General features: G+C 55.7%; 15 protein-coding genes. 12 read left to right on the top strand and 3 right to left on the bottom strand.

Annotation, left to right across the window (positions count from 1 at the left end):
• Positions 1-132: 132 nt before the first annotated feature.
• Entirely contained in the window at positions 133-1,320 is a 1,188-nt protein-coding gene (locus KGA89_RS02850; protein ID WP_223470511.1) for an aldo/keto reductase, read from the bottom strand.
• Positions 1,321-1,507: 187 nt separating this feature from the next.
• Between KGA89_RS02850 and KGA89_RS02845 the strand changes: the two genes are divergently transcribed.
• From KGA89_RS02845 to KGA89_RS02825, 5 genes are all read left to right on the top strand, one after another.
• Positions 1,508-2,488 (top strand): AraC family transcriptional regulator, encoded by a 981-nt coding sequence (locus tag KGA89_RS02845; RefSeq protein ID WP_223470509.1) that lies wholly within the window; start codon positions 1,508-1,510, stop codon positions 2,486-2,488.
• A gap of 219 nt (positions 2,489-2,707) precedes the next feature.
• A complete protein-coding gene (locus KGA89_RS02840; protein WP_223470507.1) occupies positions 2,708-2,872 on the top strand; it encodes a hypothetical protein in 165 nt (54 codons plus the stop codon).
• A gap of 45 nt (positions 2,873-2,917) precedes the next feature.
• Positions 2,918-3,163, top strand: a complete 246-nt coding sequence (locus tag KGA89_RS02835; RefSeq protein WP_317846360.1) for a hypothetical protein — start codon at positions 2,918-2,920, stop codon at positions 3,161-3,163.
• Positions 3,164-3,933: 770 nt separating this feature from the next.
• Positions 3,934-4,620 carry a cysteine hydrolase family protein gene (locus KGA89_RS02830; RefSeq protein WP_223470503.1) on the top strand — a complete coding sequence of 229 codons (687 nt, stop codon included), beginning with the start codon at positions 3,934-3,936 and terminating at the stop codon, positions 4,618-4,620.
• A complete protein-coding gene (locus KGA89_RS02825; protein WP_223470543.1) occupies positions 4,620-5,981 on the top strand; it encodes a purine-cytosine permease family protein in 1,362 nt (453 codons plus the stop codon). Before KGA89_RS02830 ends, KGA89_RS02825 begins: the two co-directional genes overlap by 1 nt.
• Before the next feature lie 187 nt (positions 5,982-6,168).
• On the opposite strand, the gene KGA89_RS02820 is transcribed toward KGA89_RS02825, so the two are convergent.
• Complete coding sequence (locus tag KGA89_RS02820) at positions 6,169-6,306, bottom strand: 5-carboxymethyl-2-hydroxymuconate Delta-isomerase (RefSeq protein WP_256212907.1); 138 nt, start codon at positions 6,304-6,306, stop codon at positions 6,169-6,171.
• Between the two features lie 253 nt (positions 6,307-6,559).
• Between KGA89_RS02820 and KGA89_RS02815 the strand changes: the two genes are divergently transcribed.
• The 4 genes from KGA89_RS02815 to KGA89_RS02800 all read left to right on the top strand — a co-directional run bounded on the left by KGA89_RS02815 (position 6,560) and on the right by KGA89_RS02800 (position 12,150).
• Positions 6,560-7,933 (top strand): sigma-54 interaction domain-containing protein, encoded by a 1,374-nt coding sequence (locus KGA89_RS02815; protein WP_013692889.1) that lies wholly within the window; start codon positions 6,560-6,562, stop codon positions 7,931-7,933.
• Positions 7,934-8,116: 183 nt separating this feature from the next.
• Complete coding sequence (locus tag KGA89_RS02810; protein ID WP_013692890.1) at positions 8,117-9,265, top strand: iron-containing alcohol dehydrogenase; 1,149 nt, start codon at positions 8,117-8,119, stop codon at positions 9,263-9,265.
• Between the two features lie 72 nt (positions 9,266-9,337).
• Positions 9,338-10,780 (top strand): hypothetical protein, encoded by a 1,443-nt coding sequence (locus tag KGA89_RS02805; protein ID WP_013692891.1) that lies wholly within the window; start codon positions 9,338-9,340, stop codon positions 10,778-10,780.
• A gap of 413 nt (positions 10,781-11,193) precedes the next feature.
• The gene (locus KGA89_RS02800) at positions 11,194-12,150 is read left to right on the top strand and encodes a cyclase family protein (protein ID WP_013692892.1); all 957 of its coding nucleotides are present in this window, start codon (positions 11,194-11,196) and stop codon (positions 12,148-12,150) included.
• A gap of 499 nt (positions 12,151-12,649) precedes the next feature.
• Here KGA89_RS02800 and KGA89_RS02795 read toward each other — a convergent pair whose 3' ends face one another.
• On the bottom strand, positions 12,650-14,041 hold the full coding sequence (locus KGA89_RS02795; protein ID WP_013692893.1) for an aldehyde dehydrogenase family protein: 1,392 nt from the start codon (positions 14,039-14,041) through the stop codon (positions 12,650-12,652).
• Positions 14,042-14,141: 100 nt separating this feature from the next.
• Here KGA89_RS02795 and ptrR point away from each other — a divergent pair, with 100 nt between their 5' ends.
• From ptrR to KGA89_RS02780, 3 genes are all read left to right on the top strand, one after another.
• The gene (ptrR, locus tag KGA89_RS02790) at positions 14,142-15,023 is read left to right on the top strand and encodes a putrescine utilization regulator PtrR (RefSeq protein ID WP_013692894.1); all 882 of its coding nucleotides are present in this window, start codon (positions 14,142-14,144) and stop codon (positions 15,021-15,023) included.
• 386 nt (positions 15,024-15,409) lie between these two features.
• Positions 15,410-16,237 carry a helix-turn-helix domain-containing protein gene (locus tag KGA89_RS02785; protein WP_013692895.1) on the top strand — a complete coding sequence of 276 codons (828 nt, stop codon included), beginning with the start codon at positions 15,410-15,412 and terminating at the stop codon, positions 16,235-16,237.
• A 224-nt stretch (positions 16,238-16,461) separates the two neighbouring features.
• Entirely contained in the window at positions 16,462-18,006 is a 1,545-nt protein-coding gene (locus tag KGA89_RS02780; RefSeq protein ID WP_223470501.1) for an ABC transporter substrate-binding protein, read from the top strand.
• Positions 18,007-18,114 lie beyond the last annotated feature (108 nt).

Below are 18,114 nucleotides of genomic sequence, written 5' to 3'. Positions count from 1 at the left end.
CCGGTAAGCTACTAATCAAGCGGCTGTTGTCTGCATCATTGCTGCACCCAAGAGGATAAGTTCCAGCCACGGGATAAATGAGGCCGGCGACGATAGCTTCACATCAGCAGACATCAGGGGAGTGGATGCTACTCATGAAGGAACCGGTGCTTGTGCATCGATCAAGCCCTGGCTCTTCAGTTCATCCCAAAAGGCTGCCGGAATACCAACCTTCATCGCCTGCACATTGGAAACTATCTGCCCCGGCGAACGCGCACCCGGAATGATCGCGGACACTTGCGGATGTGCTGCTGCGAACTGCAAGGCGGCAGTATGAATGTCGATGCCATGTCGGCTGGCAACCGCCATGATTCGCGCGCGCTTTTCTACCGCTCCGACAGGTAGATCCAGGCTGAAGTTATATCGGCTACGACCTCCCAGAAATCCATCATTCAGGGGCGTTCCCACCACGACACTGGTGCCCTTGCGTTTCAGCGCCGGAAAGGTGCTGCGCAACGCATCGCCGTGGTCGAGAAGGGAATATTGGCACGCAAGCAATACGATGTCGGGCGTCGGGTCGTTACTGCTCAGTGCCTGAACCACGGCGTTCGGCGTATTGACGCCGAAGCCCCATGCCTTGATGAGCCCTTCACTACGCATCTTTTCAAGCTCAACCATCGCCCCTGCGCGCGCGATTTGATACGCCGCTTTCCATCCGCCTTCCAGCTCAGTGTTATCTGGCGAGAGGTCATGGATGAATACGATATCGATACGTGGTAGCCCCAGACGCTGCAGACTGTCTTCCACGGAACGGCGCGTGCCTGCTGCGGTGTAGTCATATCGATATTTGAAGGGGGCGGGCGACTTCCAGATGGCATGGTCCGCGCGCAGGCCACCATCGGCCGTCAATACGCGGCCGACCTTGGTGGAGATTACATAGTCGTCTGGATCTTTGTCATGAAGGAAGCGGCCTAGACGATATTCACTCAAGCCAAACCCGTAGAAGGGCGACGTGTCGTAGAGCCTTACACCTGCACCCCAAGCAGCCTGCAGAACCAAGCCTGCCTGCTCGTCGCTGATCGGCGCAAAGATATTGCCAATCTGCGTCCCGCCCATGCCAAAGCGTTGAGGCGTCATGTATCGCATTGTCTGCGAGGGTGAATTGGGGGGCAGGCCTGCGCGTACGAGACGCCCTTGCGTAGGCATCACGCTCCCGCGCTCTGTCAGCGAAGAGGGCGCTGGGGGGGCTGTAGCCGCCGAACTTGCGACACTCAATGCTGGCAGCAAAGCGGCTGCCACAGCCCCCGTTGCCGAATAGGTAAGAAAATCTCGTCTGTCCATCCAACTTTCCTTTCGCGACTGAGGTTTCACGGGCTCATCGAAGCCGATATTCGTACTAGAAGTTAGAACAACGAAGGTTGGCCGGGTGACCCTAATGCGCCATATCTTTTGCACAATCCTGCCGATGCACTTGTGCTGGTCACACACTCTCAGCAGACTCGAACATTCCGTAAATAGGGGGCATGTAATGACGAGCGGTTCCTTCTCGCAGTTCGGTTTCGGCCATGTGCATTCCCTGGGTTTACGCGAACCCGCTCAGCCCAACGAACGCCTCCAGGCACTCGGGCGGCTTATCGAAAAAGTCACCCCGCAGATTGGTTTGAACGAGGTCTGCAAAACATCGATTCCAGACCTGACCTTTTATCGAATGGCCGAACTGGGTGCGCCCACCTACTGCATTTATGAGCCCTGCGTAGCGATTATTCTGCAGGGCGCGAAGGAGATCACGTTTGGCGAGGAGGCCTCTGAATTCGGGCCGGGGGCGTTCTTCGTTACCTCGGTCGATGTGCCGACACTGGCTCGCGTTACCGAGGTTAGCGAGCACACCCCTTATTTGTCCGTCGTGTTGAAGCTCGATCTTTCCATGCTCAACGAGGTGATCCTGACCCAGGCGCCGCAAAAGCATGAAATGACATCGCAAGCGCGAGGTTTCGCCTCCGGTGCGGCGTCCAGTGAGATGCTCGACGCGTTCGCCCGACTCGCCACGCTGATCGAACGGCCGCTTGAAGCAGACTTGATGGCGGACCTTATCAAGCGGGAGATATGCGTTCGGCTGCTGCTCAGTGAAGCGGGCCCGTGGTTACGCAGCGTCACTCGCGATGGTTATCGAGACAAGGGAATCGTGAGAGCGATTGAATGGTTGAAACATCACTACGACAAGCCGCTGCACGTGGCCGAGCTCGCCGAACGATCGGGCATGGCCAGCTCTACTCTGCATCACAACTTTCGCAAGCTCACGGGCACCAGCCCCGTTCAATATCAAAAATCGTTAAGGCTGCTAGCCGCGCGCAGCTTGATGTTGACCGATAGGGTAGATGTGAACACCGCTGCGTTGCGGGTCGGCTATGAAAGCGTCGCCCAGTTCAGCCGCGAATACGCCCGCCGTTTCGGAGCCCCTCCCTCGAGAGACATCAAGCATGCACGGGAAAATGGTGGCCGGCTCGACTAATCGAGCCACCGATGATGTGGGTAGGCTAGTGCTGAGTTCTTGAGGATATGCTTGGATCTGATAGTGCAAATAACCGGATCGGGTGATTGCTGCTCCATCGTGTGCATCAGGATAAATATCAGCCAGATCAATTCAATTCCGGTGTTCACGGCAACGCACGCTTCAGCCCCATCCAGGATGATCAGGGGCGGGCGATTCCTACCTTGTATGGGGGCCTTGATGGAGACCGTTTTCCACGACTTTCCCCACGCGGCTGGTTTCAAGAGTTTGGACAAAGGCGAGCTGGCTGGGCAGGTGCGTTCAGCCGTCCAGGTCAGCCAGCCGCTGCACCTGGTTGATCTGTCCAGTATCCCCCCGCGTAAATTGGGCGTCACTCGCAAATAATTGATCGACACTGAGAAAGATCAATACCCCGCAACGCGCAAATGGGTGGAGGCGATCCATAGTCAATACCCTGATGTGCAAGGGCTGTCGTGGGAGTCGCGACAAGATGATTCGGTACGTTCGGTCGTGCTCTTCGGTGATCGGATTCCTGACGGTACGCTATCCGCAAGAGGCGTCACGCAGCTTGACCGGGGATTCGCTCTCTGGGAGCTGCTACCCCTCAGCGTTGACTATAGGTGGCCCAGTAGGATGGCTTGGAACTGTTCCGTTTTTGCTCTTGATACACCCTAAGAACACGTCCAGAATTAAGTCTTTTCCTGCTCTGGCAAGAGAATAAACCCCTTAAATTTCAATGAGTAGGACACCAGATACGAGTCTCGTTTCCCGCTCCAAGTATTTAAAAATGGACCTCTGAAAAGAGGTCCATTTTTTTTCGTCCAAAGAAAAGTCTCCCTTTGACTTTTGCCGCGCCGTCCCGTGAAAACATTATCGGCGGATGGAGCGTAATGCTAGGCGCCTGGCAAAACGCCTGGGAACAGAATTGACCAGAGCTGCCCACCTGCAACGGGAGTGTCGGAAAGGTGCACTTCGGCGTTGCGTGCTACGTTCCGTAGCGCGGTGTTACGGCATACCGAATGCCATAAGACATCACGATGATTCCTGATATCGCTCTATCCGGCCGCTTTCCGAGCCTTCCGATACTATGGCGTGCATATTGCTTGCCTGACGGAACTAACCCCAAGAGTCTACGTCATGGTCAGTTCCGCATTTCGACCCGGCATAACGCGCATCAGCCTGCTTGGCTGGGCAACGTTAGTTCCGTGCGGAGCCATGAAGAACTTTCTACGTCGATCGGTTGCGCCTTCCCACGTGATTCTGAAGCGTCTTCCCTCCTGCGTTGCCGCCAAGCAAAACGGTTTTTGGCAAATAGTCAGGTAATCCTTCCTAGAGAATCTCGAACTTTCCGTAGCCCGCGATTGCGGTGCCTGCACCTGAGCATTCGTTAGCGACCAGCGAGCCTTGCGGCTATCGCCTGGTGCTCTGCAATTGGAAGAAACCTGATGACCCAAGACACGGCTTTGCTCGTGATCGATCTTCAGAAAGAAGACGGCTTCACTCTGGAGCGATTCGATCAAGTAATCAAAAACGCAACAGCGCTGGTTGATTGCGCTCGAAAAAACAACATCCCTCTGTTCTACACCCGTCATGTCAACGATGCCCAAGGTTTCGGCTTGGCGCTGGGCGAGCCCGTAGACGCCGAGGGCAAACCGACAAGCTATCGCGCTGGCACATCTGCCATAGAGATCATCGACGCGTTAGCCCCACAAACCGGGGACGTTGTCATTGATAAGCAACGCTACAGTGCCTTCCACGGCACTCGGCTGACTCCGATGCTGAAGGAGCGCGGGATCAAACATCTCGTGGTGATGGGCGTGCTGACTGACGTCTGTGTGATGAGTAGCCTGTTCGATGCCTATCAGAACGACTTCCACTTGAGCCTCGTGGCCGACGCTTGTACGGCGACGACTTCCGCAGCCCATTACTCGGCCTTGTTTATTCTCTCCAACTGGCTTTACGGACTGGACATGCTCTCTACCGAACAACTGTTGCGACGCTGGAGGGGCGAGCCAGCACCTTCACTTCGTACGATGGAACCAGACCACCTTGCTTTCCAGCCAGAAGAGTTCATGCAAGCTATCGCGCGCCTGGAGAACGGCCTCGTTGCCAAGACTGAGCGGAGAGCATGATGAACGTAGAAAAAAGAAGCATCGATTTCATCCCGGAAACCGAACGTCACGGCGAACCCCGTTCTCTGCTCTTCGTGTGGTTTGGGGCCAACGCCAACATCACCACGGTTGCGGCCGGGGTGCTGCCGGTCAGCCTGGGGCTGAACCTGTTCTGGAGCGCTTTGTCGATCCTGCTCGGTTCCCTGATCGGCGCGATATTCATGGCTTCGCATTCTGCACAGGGGCCGAGATTGGGCATCCCGCAGATGATCCAGAGCCGTGCGCAGTTTGGGGTATTTGGAGCCATCGTTCCGCTGTTGTTCGTAATGCTCATCTACTTGGGTTTTTTTGTTAGTAATACGTTGTTGGCCACCCAAGCAGTCGCCGCCTCAAGCCCTCTCAGCAGTGAGGCAAACATTGTGCTGCTTGGTTTGCTCTGCTTCCTGGTAGCCCTGTTTGGCTACAAGCTCATCCACCGCCTGCAAAAAATGCTGTCGTTGGTCTCGGTTGTTTTTTTCGGGATCGCGACCCTGCTCGCCCTTGCGCTGCCAATAGACGCGGAACAATGGACGACGCAGGGCTTCAACTTGGCGAGCTTCCTCGCGTCAGTGAGCATTGCGGTGACTTGGCAATTGTCCTATGCCCCTTATGTGGCCGACTATTCTCGCTATTTGCCTACCCAAACTTCCGCGCGCCAGGTTTTCTGGTACAGCTATGCGGGTACGGTCATTGGTGGAAGCTGGATGATGTTGCTGGGTGCGATATTGACCAGGGGCGTCACAGGTTTTTCAGACAACGTCGGCCTTCATTTGCTTAGCGTTCTAGGGGGCGGGACTTTGCTGGCCGTGGCATTCGTGCTCTATGGTCAGATCGCCATCAACGTGTTCAACCTCTATGGAGCCTTCATGTCGACGGTTACCGTTATCGAGCCCTTTGCTGCGCTCAAGGTCACTGCGAAGGTGCGCGCCAGCTTTATGCTCATTATCTGCGCCGTTGCCACTGCGTTATGCACGATGGCCCAGGATGACTTCATTCAGTTCTTTCTGAACTTCATCTTTTTCATGAGCTACTTTCTAATCCCATGGACGGCAATCAACTTGGTCGACTACTACGCACTACGCAAAGGCGTCTACGAGATTGCGGATATCTTCGACCCCTCGGGAATCTACGGTCGGGTGAACTGGATCGCTATCGGAGTGTTCCTCGCGACCATCGTGCTGGAAATTCCATTCATGAATACGTCCCTCTACGTCGGCCCCATCGCCTCGGCCCTGCAGGGTATCGATTTGGCATGGGTTGTTGGCCTGGTGTTTCCGGCATGCGCTTACTACGGATTGATGAGTCGGCGCGGTCTCGTGGTGAGCAAACCAACAAAAGCATGATCGTTGAGCCGGAGATTGCTCAGATCAAACACTGATCAGGCTGCGCTGAAGGAGAGTTGGATGTGATCTTTGTGACTGAGCCACCAAGACAGTCGTATCTATCCAGTCGATAGCTGTCCCATCATGCTGTGCGCTTCCCTGCTGGCCGCTGCGAAGATTTTGCGGCAGGCCAGACAGGGGCGCTTTTTTAACAGTAGTGGCGGGTCGTCGATCCATAGCGAAATGCGCTCCTATCCAGTCGAACTCCGCGGCTACGAATTCCTCCTAGGGGAAATACACCGCTGGCGCCACGTGTGGCGTGAACTTTTTCGAAGAGACCCGGCAAATCGGCTTAATTCGACGAAAACCATTTGGTTATCAGCTACCCCTTCTCGGCGCTTTAATACCGCTAAACAGTTCACACGCTACGCCAGAGGCTACGGACTATTGTAGTTGCTGGCAAAGAACGAGGTTGCGATCGGGTCCTCAGGGTTTGCAAGCAGATCTGGAACTACATCGTTAGGCCAGGCTTACGTTACTCTCCATCCCGGCACAACGTTTACACTTAAACGCTCCGCACCCTCGAAGGAAACTCCCCGGTGAACGTCAATGACGCCAGTTTCGAAGAACTGCTCAACGCTTTGCATGACGGCGTCTACATCACTGATGGCGACGGCAAGACGCTGAAGGTCAATCAAGCCTATGAGCGCCAGACCGGGCTCAGCGGTGCTGATCTCATCGGCCGATCCATGCAGGAGCTTGTAAAGGAGGGGGTCCTCTCGCAATCGGCCACACTGCGTGTATTGCATGAAGGTCGGCCGGTGTCGGTGATGCAGAGCCTGAGTCAGGGCAAGAAACTGTTAGTCAGCGCCACGCCGATTCTCAATGCTGAAAACCGGATTTCATATGTTGTCAGTACCGTACGCGACATGACTGAACTGCTGCGCATGAAACACGAGCGTGATGAGTTGCAACAGCTTAAACAACTGCGCAACAGCACCGCCAAACTTCATGCTGGCCAACGAGACAACCTCCTGCGTTCTCCACTTATGGCCGATCAGGAGGTTTCTGGCCGTATTTTCTCGCTGGCCCGGCAGGTTGCCAGTAGCTCGGTGAAGGTTCTGCTTCAGGGAGAAACCGGCGTAGGAAAGACCCTCGTAGCGCAATTCATCCACAACGCCAGTCTGCGTGCCAGTGAACCATTTCTCGCACTCAACTGCGGTGCGCTGCCCGAGAACCTCATCGAAGCCGAGCTGTTTGGCTATGCGCCTGGAGCGTTCACAGGCGCGGGTCCTAAAGGCAAGCGTGGCCTGCTGGAGCTGGCGCATCACGGAACATTGTTTCTCGATGAAATTGGTGATTTGCCATTGCCGGTGCAGGTCAAGTTGCTCAAGGTCATCGAGGAAAATCGCTTCATTCCGGTCGGTGGCCTTGAGCTGAAGGAGGTCGATGTACGCATCATTAGCGCCACCCACCATGACCTCAAACAGCTGGTGGCAGAAGGTCGTTTTCGGGCAGATCTGTATTACCGGCTCAACGTGGTGCCAATCCACATTCCGGCACTGCGCGAGCGTCGGGAGGAGATTCCGCCGCTTCTGCATTACTACCTCGACAGATTCAATGTCCGCTATGAACGTCAGGTTCAATGGAGTCTCGAAGCTCTCGATCTGATGTGCGAGTACGCCTGGCCCGGCAATATCCGCGAGTTGATCAACATCGTCGAACGGCTGGTGGTGACCAATCAGACCGGGACTATCGAGGCGCTCGACATGCCCGAGGAGATCCTCGACCTCAATCCGCGCAATACCAATGAAACCGGCTTGCCATTGCGCAAGGTATTGGAAAATGCCGAGCGCAGTGCGATTCGTGCGGCGCTGCGTGTGCACAAGACCACGCGCCTTGCAGCTAAGGCTTTAGGCGTGAGTCAGGCGACCGTGGTGCAGAAAATGAAGCGCTGGGAACATTCTGATTAGGATTCTGATCAACCCCGAGCAAATCGATCAGGAAACTAATCGGGGCTGAATGGAAACACCCCCTCCTATTATCCTTTGAGTCGCTCAAAGCCCCAACCCGCGGGGCTTTGCGCGCATTGGCACGTCTTTCGCTAACTCGTATAGCACGTCTTCCAATAAAACAACATCAACTGGACGAGCCCGATGAACATCTCTGCTTTTAAAATCGCGAACAAATTGATCACTGGACAAGGCGCTATCGAGCAGCTTTCGGCTGAACTGACTCGCCTCAATGTCCAGAACCCGCTGATCGTCACCGACTCCATCCTGCTGAAGTCCGGCACCGTTGATCTGGCGCTGGCACAACTGGGCGGCCGTCATTACGGCGTTTTCGATGAGGTCAAACCGGAGCCGGAAATCGTTATCGTAGAGGACTGCACCCGCGCCTATCGCAAGGGCAACCATGACGGCTTGATTGCGGTGGGTGGCGGCAGTGCCATCGATATCGCCAAGGGTGTCGCGGCGTATGCCGAGCATGGCGGTTCGCTGAGCGAACTGTTCGGTGTCGATCTGGTAAAGCGTAAGGGCCCTGCGTTGATTGCGATTCCAACGACCGCCGGCACGGGTTCGGAGGTCACCAACGTAGCGATTTTTTCCGACAAGCAAGCGCAATTGAAGAAAGGCATTGTCAGCGACTACCTGCTACCCGATGTGGCTTTGGTTTGTCCGACCATGACGTTGACCTGCCCACGCAGCGTGACGGCGGCCAGCGGTGTCGATGCGCTGGTGCATGCGGTCGAGGCCTATCTTTCACTCAACGCTTCGCTCATCACTGACGCCATCGCGCTGGGCGCTATCAAACTGATCGCCAAGGCGCTGCCAAAGGCTTATGCCAACCCCTCCAACCTGCACGCGCGGGAAGACATGGCCACCGGCAGCTTGATGGCCGGCATGGCATTTGGTAACGCCGGAGTAGGGGCGGTGCACGCCTTGGCATACCCATTGGGCGGGCGCTTCAACATTGCCCACGGCGTCAGCAACGCCTTGCTGCTGCCGTACGTGATGGAGTGGAACAAGACCGCCTGCGTCGAACGCTTTCGTGATATCGCCGAAGCCATGGGTGTGCGCGTCGCGCACCTGAGCGACAAGGATGCGGCTGACCAGGCCGTTAAAGCCATGACGGATCTATGTGCCGCCGTGGATATCCCAACCGGTCTGCGCAGTTTCAATGTGCTTGAAGATGCGATTCCGGCGATGGCCGAGGAGGCCAGCCAGATCGACCGCTTGATGCGCAACAACCCGCGCAAGCTGACCGCCGCTGATATCGAGAAGATCTATCGCGCAGCCTATTGACCTCCGTCACTCACGACTCCGGGTAGTACCGGAGCGTGCGCCCGTACAAAACCAATAAAACAGGTGAACTCAATGTCCAACACTCCTGCGCAACGGAGCGAAAGCCCGTACATCCCGCTGGGCCCCTTCAAGGTCCGGCTGCCGTTTATGCACTACAAGATCGAGCTTCCGGACTACCTTCAGGGCTTGCTGATGTGTGCCGTGGACCTGGCGGCCATTCCGCTGATGACCGAACTGCTCGGTATGCCCTTTGAAGTCGCACTAGCCGTCGTGATGCTCAACGGCTTGCTGTACCTGGCGCACCATTTACTCGGTGACCCGACCGTCCCTGGCTGGATCACTCCGGCAGTACCGCTGTTGATGGCCTACTGCGCTCAATTCCCAATGGGCCCGGAGCGTGTCCACGCCTTGATTGCCTTCCAGTTGATGCTCGGGATTTTTTCAATCGCCCTGGGGGCGACCGGGATGGCAAAGAAGGTGGTGGAATATGTGCCCTCGGCGATCAAGTCTGGGATTATCGTCGGTGCCGGCTTGAGTGCGGTGATCGCGGTGTTCCAGGTGGGCGGTAAATTCAACGTGCTGCCCTGGACCATTTCCATTGCGGTCGGCATTGCCTTCTATTTGATCTTTTCCCAACACTTTAATGAGCTCAAGCAGCGCAACCGCTTCTGGTGGAACTTCGCCAAGCTCGGCATCTTGCCGATCGTTCTGTTGGCCGTGGTGATCGCACCATTGTTTGGTGAAGCGTCTTGGCCAACGATTCAGTGGGGTATCAGCAAACCGGACTTTGCCGGCCTGTGGAACGACTACACCGTGTTCGGCCTGGGCATGCCGCCACTGTCCATGTTCATCTCCGCGCTGCCGACCATGCTGGCGGCGTACATCATCGTCTTCGGCGATGTGCTCAGTGCGAAATCGCTCCTCGATGAGGCAGAAACCGTCCGCACGGATGAAGTCGTCGACTACAACGCTGATCGCGCCCACCTGATCTTCGGCGCGCGTAATGCGTTCATGAGCATCTTTGGCCCGGATGTCGCCATGTGCGGCCCGAAATGGGCGGCGATGCTGGTAGTGGTGATAGAACGTTTCAAAGGTGGACCGAAGGCGATGAAGTCGATCATCGGCGGTGTCGGGTCGTTCCGTTGGGGGACCAACAGCGGTCTGCTGTTGTTGCCGGTCGTGACCCTGGTACAGCCGATTCTCGGTGTTGCGCTGTCGCTGACCTTGCTGATCCAGGGTTATGTAAGCGTGCGCCTGGGCATCCTTGAAGCGCGCAGCCAGCGCGACTTGGGTATCGCGGGTGTGATCGGCGCGGTACTGGCAATCAAAGGCGCGAGCTGGGCCTTCGGGATTGGCGTTGTGCTGTGCTTGTTGATCTACGGTAAGAACTTCTTCAAGGGCGAGATGGATGGGACATTTGCCAAGGATTTGAAGGCGGCGGATGCCAGGCCAGCCAAAGGAGCTGAGTCGCCCACGGCTACTAAGCGGGTAGCAGAAGAGGCTATGGCTGACTGACATGTCTGAGTCGCTCAGTCTGACACCATTGCGGTGAGCTTCCTCCCACAGGTTTTGTACGCATCACGCCCTCTGTGATCAACACTAATCCATCTGTGGGAGGAGCCACGGGCTGACTCTAGCCACGCCTTAGCCACGAATGAAAGTTCGCCTTGCCCTCGCCATGCGAGCGATATCTTCCTAGTCAGCGACGGTGATCGGATTTCTGCGATCGTGAAGCTGTTAGCGTCAAGTGTGTCGAGAATATGTGGGGAGAAGGGTAGCTCCGACACCCAGATTCATGAGCGGGGCCGTGAGATCCCATTGCCTACTGCGTCCGCTTACTAGTGGGGTGAATCCTGCTTCGTTGCAAGCATTAGTCACTCAGTCATTCAGAGCAAACAATAACCACCGCGACTAAAAAGGAAAAAATCATGACAACTGCAGTTCCTACGATGGATGATTTTTTGAAGGACGCTCCTTCTAACTGGGGCAAGTGGGGACCGGAAGACGAAGTTGGCTCGCTGAACTACCTGAGCGCGCAAGAAGTCATGCGCGGAGTGGCGCACATTAAGACGGGAAGCGTATTTACTTTACAGCGTATGATCGGTGATCCCGCAGGCGATCCGGTTTGGCCAGGCCGTACCCCGGCGGAACGTACTATGGTTCTCGATGAGTCAAGCTGGGACAATGATCATGGCCCATGTTATCCCGGCGGGTTGCACTACGCTGATGACAAGATCGACGCGTTTCTGCAAGGCTCCACGCAATATGATGCGCTTGGCCACCTCTGGTACGGCGGAAAAATATGGAACGGCTACGACGCGCGAACAACTGTGGGTGGCCTTGACAAGGCCAGTGTCGCACCTATCGGCGAGCGAGGAGTGGTCGGACGCGGAGTATTACTGGACATGGCACGGCATCGTGGCAAGCGCATGCTGGATAAAGGTGAAACATTCACTCACTTAGATCTTGTGGCGTGCGCAGAGGCTCAGGGCCATACGATCGAGCCCCACGATATCCTAATTATCAGGACTAACTTCCTTCAAGCTTTCTATGAGCAGGGCGAGGCGTTTTACGACGGATTCTGCGAGCCAGGCCTTACATATTCGGAGGAGCTTGTTCGATGGTTCCATGAGAAGGAAATTCCAAACCTTGTCACCGATACCATCGCCAATGAGGTCACGACAGACCCAGTATCAGGTGTGGCTCTACCACTACACTGCGCTTTGATGCGTAATCTTGGTATCGCCTTTACGGAGATCTGCGATCTGGAAAAGCTAGCTGAAAGTTGCGCTAAAGACAGGCAGTATACTTTCCTTTATGTGGCAGCCCCGCTAAAAGTACATCGCGCTGCCGGATCACCAGTCAATCCGGTAGTGATCAAATAGTCATTTATGCTGGGGCAGGTTTGCTCCTGCCTCAGCATAAGTGAAAGCAGCCGATGCTCGGTGTTGTTCTGTCGCTGACGTGCCTGATCCAGCTTCTCAGCCCCTTTCGTAACTTAATCAGCCGGTCGGCTTCTTAACGAATACCCTCGGCCTCGGCAAACCTACTCAGAGCAATATTGGTCAACCACGCGTCGAGTCGTTCGCACAGCTGGTGAATAGGCCAACGTCACGGTCAGCTCACGCGTAGCGAGAGCTGACCGGAGGAACGAGGCAGGCAACGGTAATTCGAAGATTTGGGTAGAGTTCCTTTCTATCCCTTCTTCGGATGTCAGAACCACGCAGTGGTCTGAGGATCGGAACAATTCACTTTCGCTTACCTTGCCGTATCCACCAACTTCACGAAATATTTCGCGATTTTAGGCGGGGTATTATTTTTGTAAGCTGCAATGACCTCTTTAGAAAACGAGGTTTCCAACGCACTCGGTCTTCGTCCATGCGCTTAATGCCGATCAAGCCACACCGTCTGCGCGTTGCAGAATTCACGTACCCCGAAGTGCGAAAGCTCGCGACCAAAACCGCTCTTCTTCACACCGCCGAAGGTGACACGCGGATCTGAGGCGCAGTAACCATTGATAAATACACCACCGGTTTCCAGTTCACTTGCCATTTGTTGGGCACGTTCCACGTCGCCTGTATAAATCGTCGCGGCGAGGCCGAACTCACTGTCATTTGCCAGTGCCATGGCGTGGGTGGCATCGCGTGCGGTGATGATCGAAGCGACTGGGCCAAACAGTTCCTGCTTGAACGAGGTCATCTGGTCGGTGACATCAGCGAAAACCGTTGGCTCGTAGAAGTTACCGCTACCCTCGGCCTTCTTGCCACCCAGTAACAACGTAGCACCTTCCTCCAAAGTGTCGCGCACCTGCTGATCCAGTTCATCACGCAGATCAAAGCGAGCCATCGGGCCGATGTAAGTAGCGGCTGCCAGTGGATCACCGACCACGAGTTTTTGCGTGGCTTCAACGAATTTTCGCGTGAATTCTTCAATAACGCCCTGCTCGACAATCAGGCGCTTGGCCGCTGCGCAGACTTGCCCGGTGTTCTGATAACGGCCAATCACGGCGGCTTTCACTGCATCGTCGAGGTCGGCATCGTTGAGTACGATAAAAGGGTCGGAGCCGCCCAGTTCCAAGACGCATTTTTTCAGCGCCGCACCGGCCTGCGCGCCGATGGCCATGCCAGCTCGCACGCTGCCGGTGAGGGTGACGGCTGCAATGCGTGGGTCTTTGATCGCCGTGGAAACACCTTCCGGCGTGACGTTGATGACTTCGAAAGTCCCTTCAGGAAATTCGGCTTGCTGAAAGGCGTCCAGCAACAGGTAAGCGCTACCCATCACGTTTGGCGCATGTTTGAGCACGTAGGTGTTGCCTGCGAGCAATACCGGAACGGCGCCGCGCAGGACCTGCCAGATCGGGAAGTTCCACGGCATCACCGCGAGAATCGAGCCGAGTGGGCGGTATTCAATGCGTGCTTTTCCGCCCTCAACCAATGTCGGTTCTGCGTTGAGCATGGCCGGGCCGTGTTCCGCGTACCAGTCGCAGAGCTGCGCACACTTTTCGATTTCGCTACGTGCTTGGGTAATCGGCTTACCCATTTCCAGGGTGATCATGTTCGCCATCGTTTCTGCGTTGTTGCGCAAGACGTTGGCCAGGGCGATCAGCCGTTGCGCGCGTTGCGCAACGGGTGTGCGATGCCAGACACGGAACCCGGCCGTGGCACGTGACAGTGCGGTTTGCAGCGCCGCTTCGGATTCAAAAGGGTAGTTACCGATTTGCTCGCCGTTGACGGGATTGATCGAAATGGCATGAGTGAGGCTGGAAATGTTGGTCATGGCATCGTCCTGCGGGGTGGGAATGCGTTCAGACTACGGTGGCTTTTGGTTACTTAAAACTGAATAATGCTGACCGTATCGTTCACGTATGGAGAATGACTTGGATCTGGTTCAGCTGGAGATTTTCAAAGCGGTCGCTGAGCACGGCAGCATCAGCGTCGCCGCTCAGCACATCCATCGTGTGCCGTCGAACCTGACGACGCGGATCAAACAACTGGAACTGGACCTGGGCGTTGACCTGTTTATCCGCGAGAAAAGCCGCCTGAGGCTGTCGCCGGCCGGTTGGAGTTTTCTCGACTATGCCCGACGCATTCTCGATCTGGTCCAGGAGGCGCGCGCGACGGTTGCGGGGGAAGAGCCGCAAGGATCGTTTCCCCTGGGGTCGCTGGAGAGCACGGCGGCGGTGCGGATTCCTGAATTGTTGGCCGCCTATAACCAGAAACACGCCAAGGTCGAACTGGCCCTGTCCACCGGTCCTTCCGGGACCATGATCGACGGAGTGCTATCGGGTCGATTGGCCGCTGCGTTTGTCGACGGGTCGGTGCTGCACCCGGCACTGGAGGGCGTGCCGGCATTCGAGGAAGAGATGGTGCTGATCGCACCGCTCAACCATTTGCCGATCCACCGTGCGCAGGATGTGAACGGCGAAAACATCTACGCCTTTCGCTCTAATTGCTCTTACCGACATCACTTTGAAAGTTGGTTCGCCAAGGATGCTGCGGTGCCCGGCAAGATTTTCGAAATGGAGTCGTATCACGGCATGCTGGCCTGTGTCAGCTCCGGTGCTGGCCTGGCGCTGATGCCGCGCAGCATGCTCGAAAGCATGCCGGGCTGCACCACGGTGAGTGTGTGGCCGTTGTCGGAGTCCTTTCGCTATTTGCGAACCTGGCTGGTGTGGCGCCGGGGGACGGTGTCGCAAAGCCTGACCATGTTCGTGCGTTTGCTCGAAGAGCGATGCACAGCGGCGGGCCGACTGACTTGAGCGAATCAAACCGCCATCGATTAGCAGACTCAGCCGTGCCGCCTCGACCACATCGATGCATCAGGTTACAGGGAGGATATCGTGACTAAGAGCTCACGCGATGTTCAAGTAAACAGTCGACTCTTGGGTAGCTATAGGCGCGAATTACAAATATGCAGCCGATGTTAGTTCTACCGAAGCGTCAGGAATCGCTGGATAAGCTTGTGCATTTGTTGAATATGTCCTCACCTAATCGCTATGGTCGGGTCAATGCTCGCGTCGATCACGGGTTGGCAATGCCGAGCTTCTGCGCTTCAGGCACTGTCTTGCACTGAGCTTTTGAAGCCGTGACCCCAAGCGACGATTAGTTCAACGTGTTGTCAATTGTGGCATTAGGAATACTCTTTATGGTGAGCTCCAGTTCATCCCAGTCGATGCAAGACTTCAGTCAAAACCTGCGCCTTCTCTGCGGGTACTACAAGTCGGTGGCGATGGTCTGCCGCTCCCTCGATATCAATCGCCAGCAGTTCAACAAATACTTGGGGGCGCAGGCGACTCCCTCACTGTTCACCCTTCGCAAGATATGCGCTTTTTTCGGGGTGGATGAGGATGAAATATTCTCCGAGCACGAGTCGTTCCGCGCTTTGCTCAACAGACAGCGCACAGTGCGAGAGCCGGACAGCGCAGTACCAGCCGATTTTTTCCCAAGCTCCGCGCAGGAACTGTCGAAGTACCAGGGTTACTACTTTGTCTATTTGATGTCGCCCTCCGGATCAGGGGAGGTGATCAAGTCGATTACCCGCTTGACCCGTTCCGGCAACAAGATCCTGAGTAAAACCTACGAGCGAGTGAGGTTGGGTGATGACCAACTGAAGAGTTTCGGCATCAATAAATATCGTGGGTTCTGCTTTGCCTCATCCGATCTGATTTACATCGTCGAGCACGAATACCTATCGTCTCGGGGCTACATCTGGTCGGCGCTTTACCCCTCCTATCGCAGTCGCTTCCGCTTTCTCAACGGCTTGGTGCTCGGCGTGTCGGGCGACAATTTTCGACGTCCTTTTGGTGCGCAGATTGTGTTTGAGTACCTCGGTGAATCGATCGATCTGCGTAACGCGCTTTCCAGTTGCAGCTGCTTCCCTATTGATGCCCCTGAGATCCCCAGCGAGGTGAGGGCGCGGCTGCTGATTCGCCCATCCGAGGGTGAGTTCAACCTCGTTCCGCCATTGTTCTAATCCCCGCTTTAAAAACAGACGCTAGGTGACGCTTTCAAGCGTCATTTGGCGTTTTTTTCTTAGCGCTGGCGAAATTGAGCTGGCGGTGCGGCAGATCAATAATGAGCCACACCGCTCAACAGGCAGTTTCACGAACGGCCAATCACGTCGTTCATTCCAGCTGGATTAACGCCTGCTCGTGCAAGTGACCCGCTGCGCCCATCATAAAAATAAGAGGAACATCGATGAACTTCAAAAAAACCTTGATGGCAGGGTTGATGGCGCTTTCCATTACCGCGCCGTTGACCAGTGGCTTGGTGTGTGCGGCAAACAATACCTTGGTTGTCGCTGATCGAGCCTCTTTCAAGGATTGGGATCCAGCCTCGGCGTTTTCGGAAGAGGTGCGGGTGCTGGGCAATATCTACGAGACGCTTCTGGTCTATAACGCTCCGGGCAGTGCCGAGGAGTTTTCCCCTGGGCTCGCCACGTCTTGGGAAAGCAGCGACAACGGCAAGACCTGGACCTTCAAGCTGCGGCACGGCGTTAAGTTTCATGACGGTTCGGCGTTCAATGCCGCAGCGGTCAAAAAATCCATCGACTATGTCAAAGCGCTAAAACAAGGCGCTGCGTATGTATGGAAAGCGCTGGATGCCATCGAGGTCCTCGCTGACGACACGGTAGTGCTCAAGTTCCAGAATCCCACTCCGGCCAATCTGATCGCGGCAGGTCAATACGCTGCCTATATCATTGCCCCGGCGGCGGTGGATAAGGGGCATGACTGGATGATGGCTCCCAACGCTATCGGTACCGGTCCCTATAAGCTTGGGCAGGTCGAACAGGGCCAGCAAGTGGTGCTCGAACGTTTCGATGGCTACTGGGGAGGCTGGAAAGAAGGGCAATTTGATCGCGTCATCGTGAAGGTCGTGTCCGAAGCCTCCACCCGCACCCAGATGATAAAAAATGGCGAGGCTGGCGTTGCCTGGGATATCCCCCTTGATCAGCTCAAGGTATTGGGAGAGAACCCTTCCATCAAGGTCAGTACCGCGCCTTCGTGGAAGAACTTCCAGTTCTTGATCAATACCCAGAAGTACCCTACGGATAACTTGGCATTTCGTCAGGCGCTGCAATACCTCTGGGACTATGAAGGTGTCACCAACGATATTTTGCACGGCTACGGCAGTGTGTCCAAGGGGCCTTTACCCACCAGTATCTGGGGGCATGCCAGCGTGCCTATGGCTTCCTACGATCTGGATAAAGCCCGCCAATTATTGGAAGCCTCTGGCGTACCCAAGCAGGACTGGAAGGTCTCGATGCAGTACATCGGTGGCATCTATGCAAACGCCGCTGAGCTGTTCCAGGCGACGGCGTCTCAGGTTGGCTTGGAAGTGGAGTTACGCCCCGGCGAGTGGGGTGTGATCTGGGATAAGGCCAAGAAGCTGGACACCGCCCCCAACCTGCAATCCATGGCTTGGTGGCCGACGTATCCGACACCCAGCGATTGGCTTTTCAGTGAGTTCCATACCGAGAAGACAACGCTGTTCAATCTGTCTCATTACAGCAACCCAAGTTTTGATCAGTTGATCGAAGAGGCGGCGGCGCTGGAAGGCAGTGATAGGACAAAATCCTCTGAAAGGTACGTTCAGGCCCAGCAGCTCCTGGCTAAGGATGCTCCTGCGATCTGGTACGCCGACGTGCAGCAGATACGTGTCTCCCGCAAAGACATCAAGGGTATGGAAAAGAGCCTGAACCCTGCTTATGAGGCGATTCTCTATTACAACTTGAATCGCTGAATGCCGAGTTGTTTGCGATGAAGTTGTAGGTGTAGGCCTGATTTACCTTGTAGACCGACAGTCGGTTGATTCGCCCGGTTATTCCTCAAGAGCTAATTTTCTTTTGAG

The sequence above is a fragment of the Pseudomonas sp. A-RE-22 genome (assembly GCF_019956035.1).
GTDB lineage: Bacteria > Pseudomonadota > Gammaproteobacteria > Pseudomonadales > Pseudomonadaceae > Aquipseudomonas > Aquipseudomonas brassicacearum.
Note: the sequence above shows the minus strand (reverse complement) of the source record. Positions and strands in the feature narration are given on the sequence as shown.

Coding starts and splice junctions, on each gene's coding strand:
- KGA89_RS02830 (WP_223470503.1), top strand. CDS start 3,934: ATGACCCAAGACACGGCTTTGCTCGTGATCGATCTTCAGAAAGAAGAC.
- KGA89_RS02785 (WP_013692895.1), top strand. CDS start 15,410: ATGGTGAGCTCCAGTTCATCCCAGTCGATGCAAGACTTCAGTCAAAAC.
- KGA89_RS02805 (WP_013692891.1), top strand. CDS start 9,338: ATGTCCAACACTCCTGCGCAACGGAGCGAAAGCCCGTACATCCCGCTG.
- KGA89_RS02800 (WP_013692892.1), top strand. CDS start 11,194: ATGACAACTGCAGTTCCTACGATGGATGATTTTTTGAAGGACGCTCCT.
- KGA89_RS02850 (WP_223470511.1), bottom strand. CDS start 1,320: ATGGACAGACGAGATTTTCTTACCTATTCGGCAACGGGGGCTGTGGCA.
- KGA89_RS02810 (WP_013692890.1), top strand. CDS start 8,117: ATGAACATCTCTGCTTTTAAAATCGCGAACAAATTGATCACTGGACAA.
- KGA89_RS02845 (WP_223470509.1), top strand. CDS start 1,508: ATGACGAGCGGTTCCTTCTCGCAGTTCGGTTTCGGCCATGTGCATTCC.
- KGA89_RS02840 (WP_223470507.1), top strand. CDS start 2,708: ATGGAGACCGTTTTCCACGACTTTCCCCACGCGGCTGGTTTCAAGAGT.
- KGA89_RS02795 (WP_013692893.1), bottom strand. CDS start 14,041: ATGACCAACATTTCCAGCCTCACTCATGCCATTTCGATCAATCCCGTC.
- KGA89_RS02825 (WP_223470543.1), top strand. CDS start 4,620: ATGAACGTAGAAAAAAGAAGCATCGATTTCATCCCGGAAACCGAACGT.
- KGA89_RS02780 (WP_223470501.1), top strand. CDS start 16,462: ATGAACTTCAAAAAAACCTTGATGGCAGGGTTGATGGCGCTTTCCATT.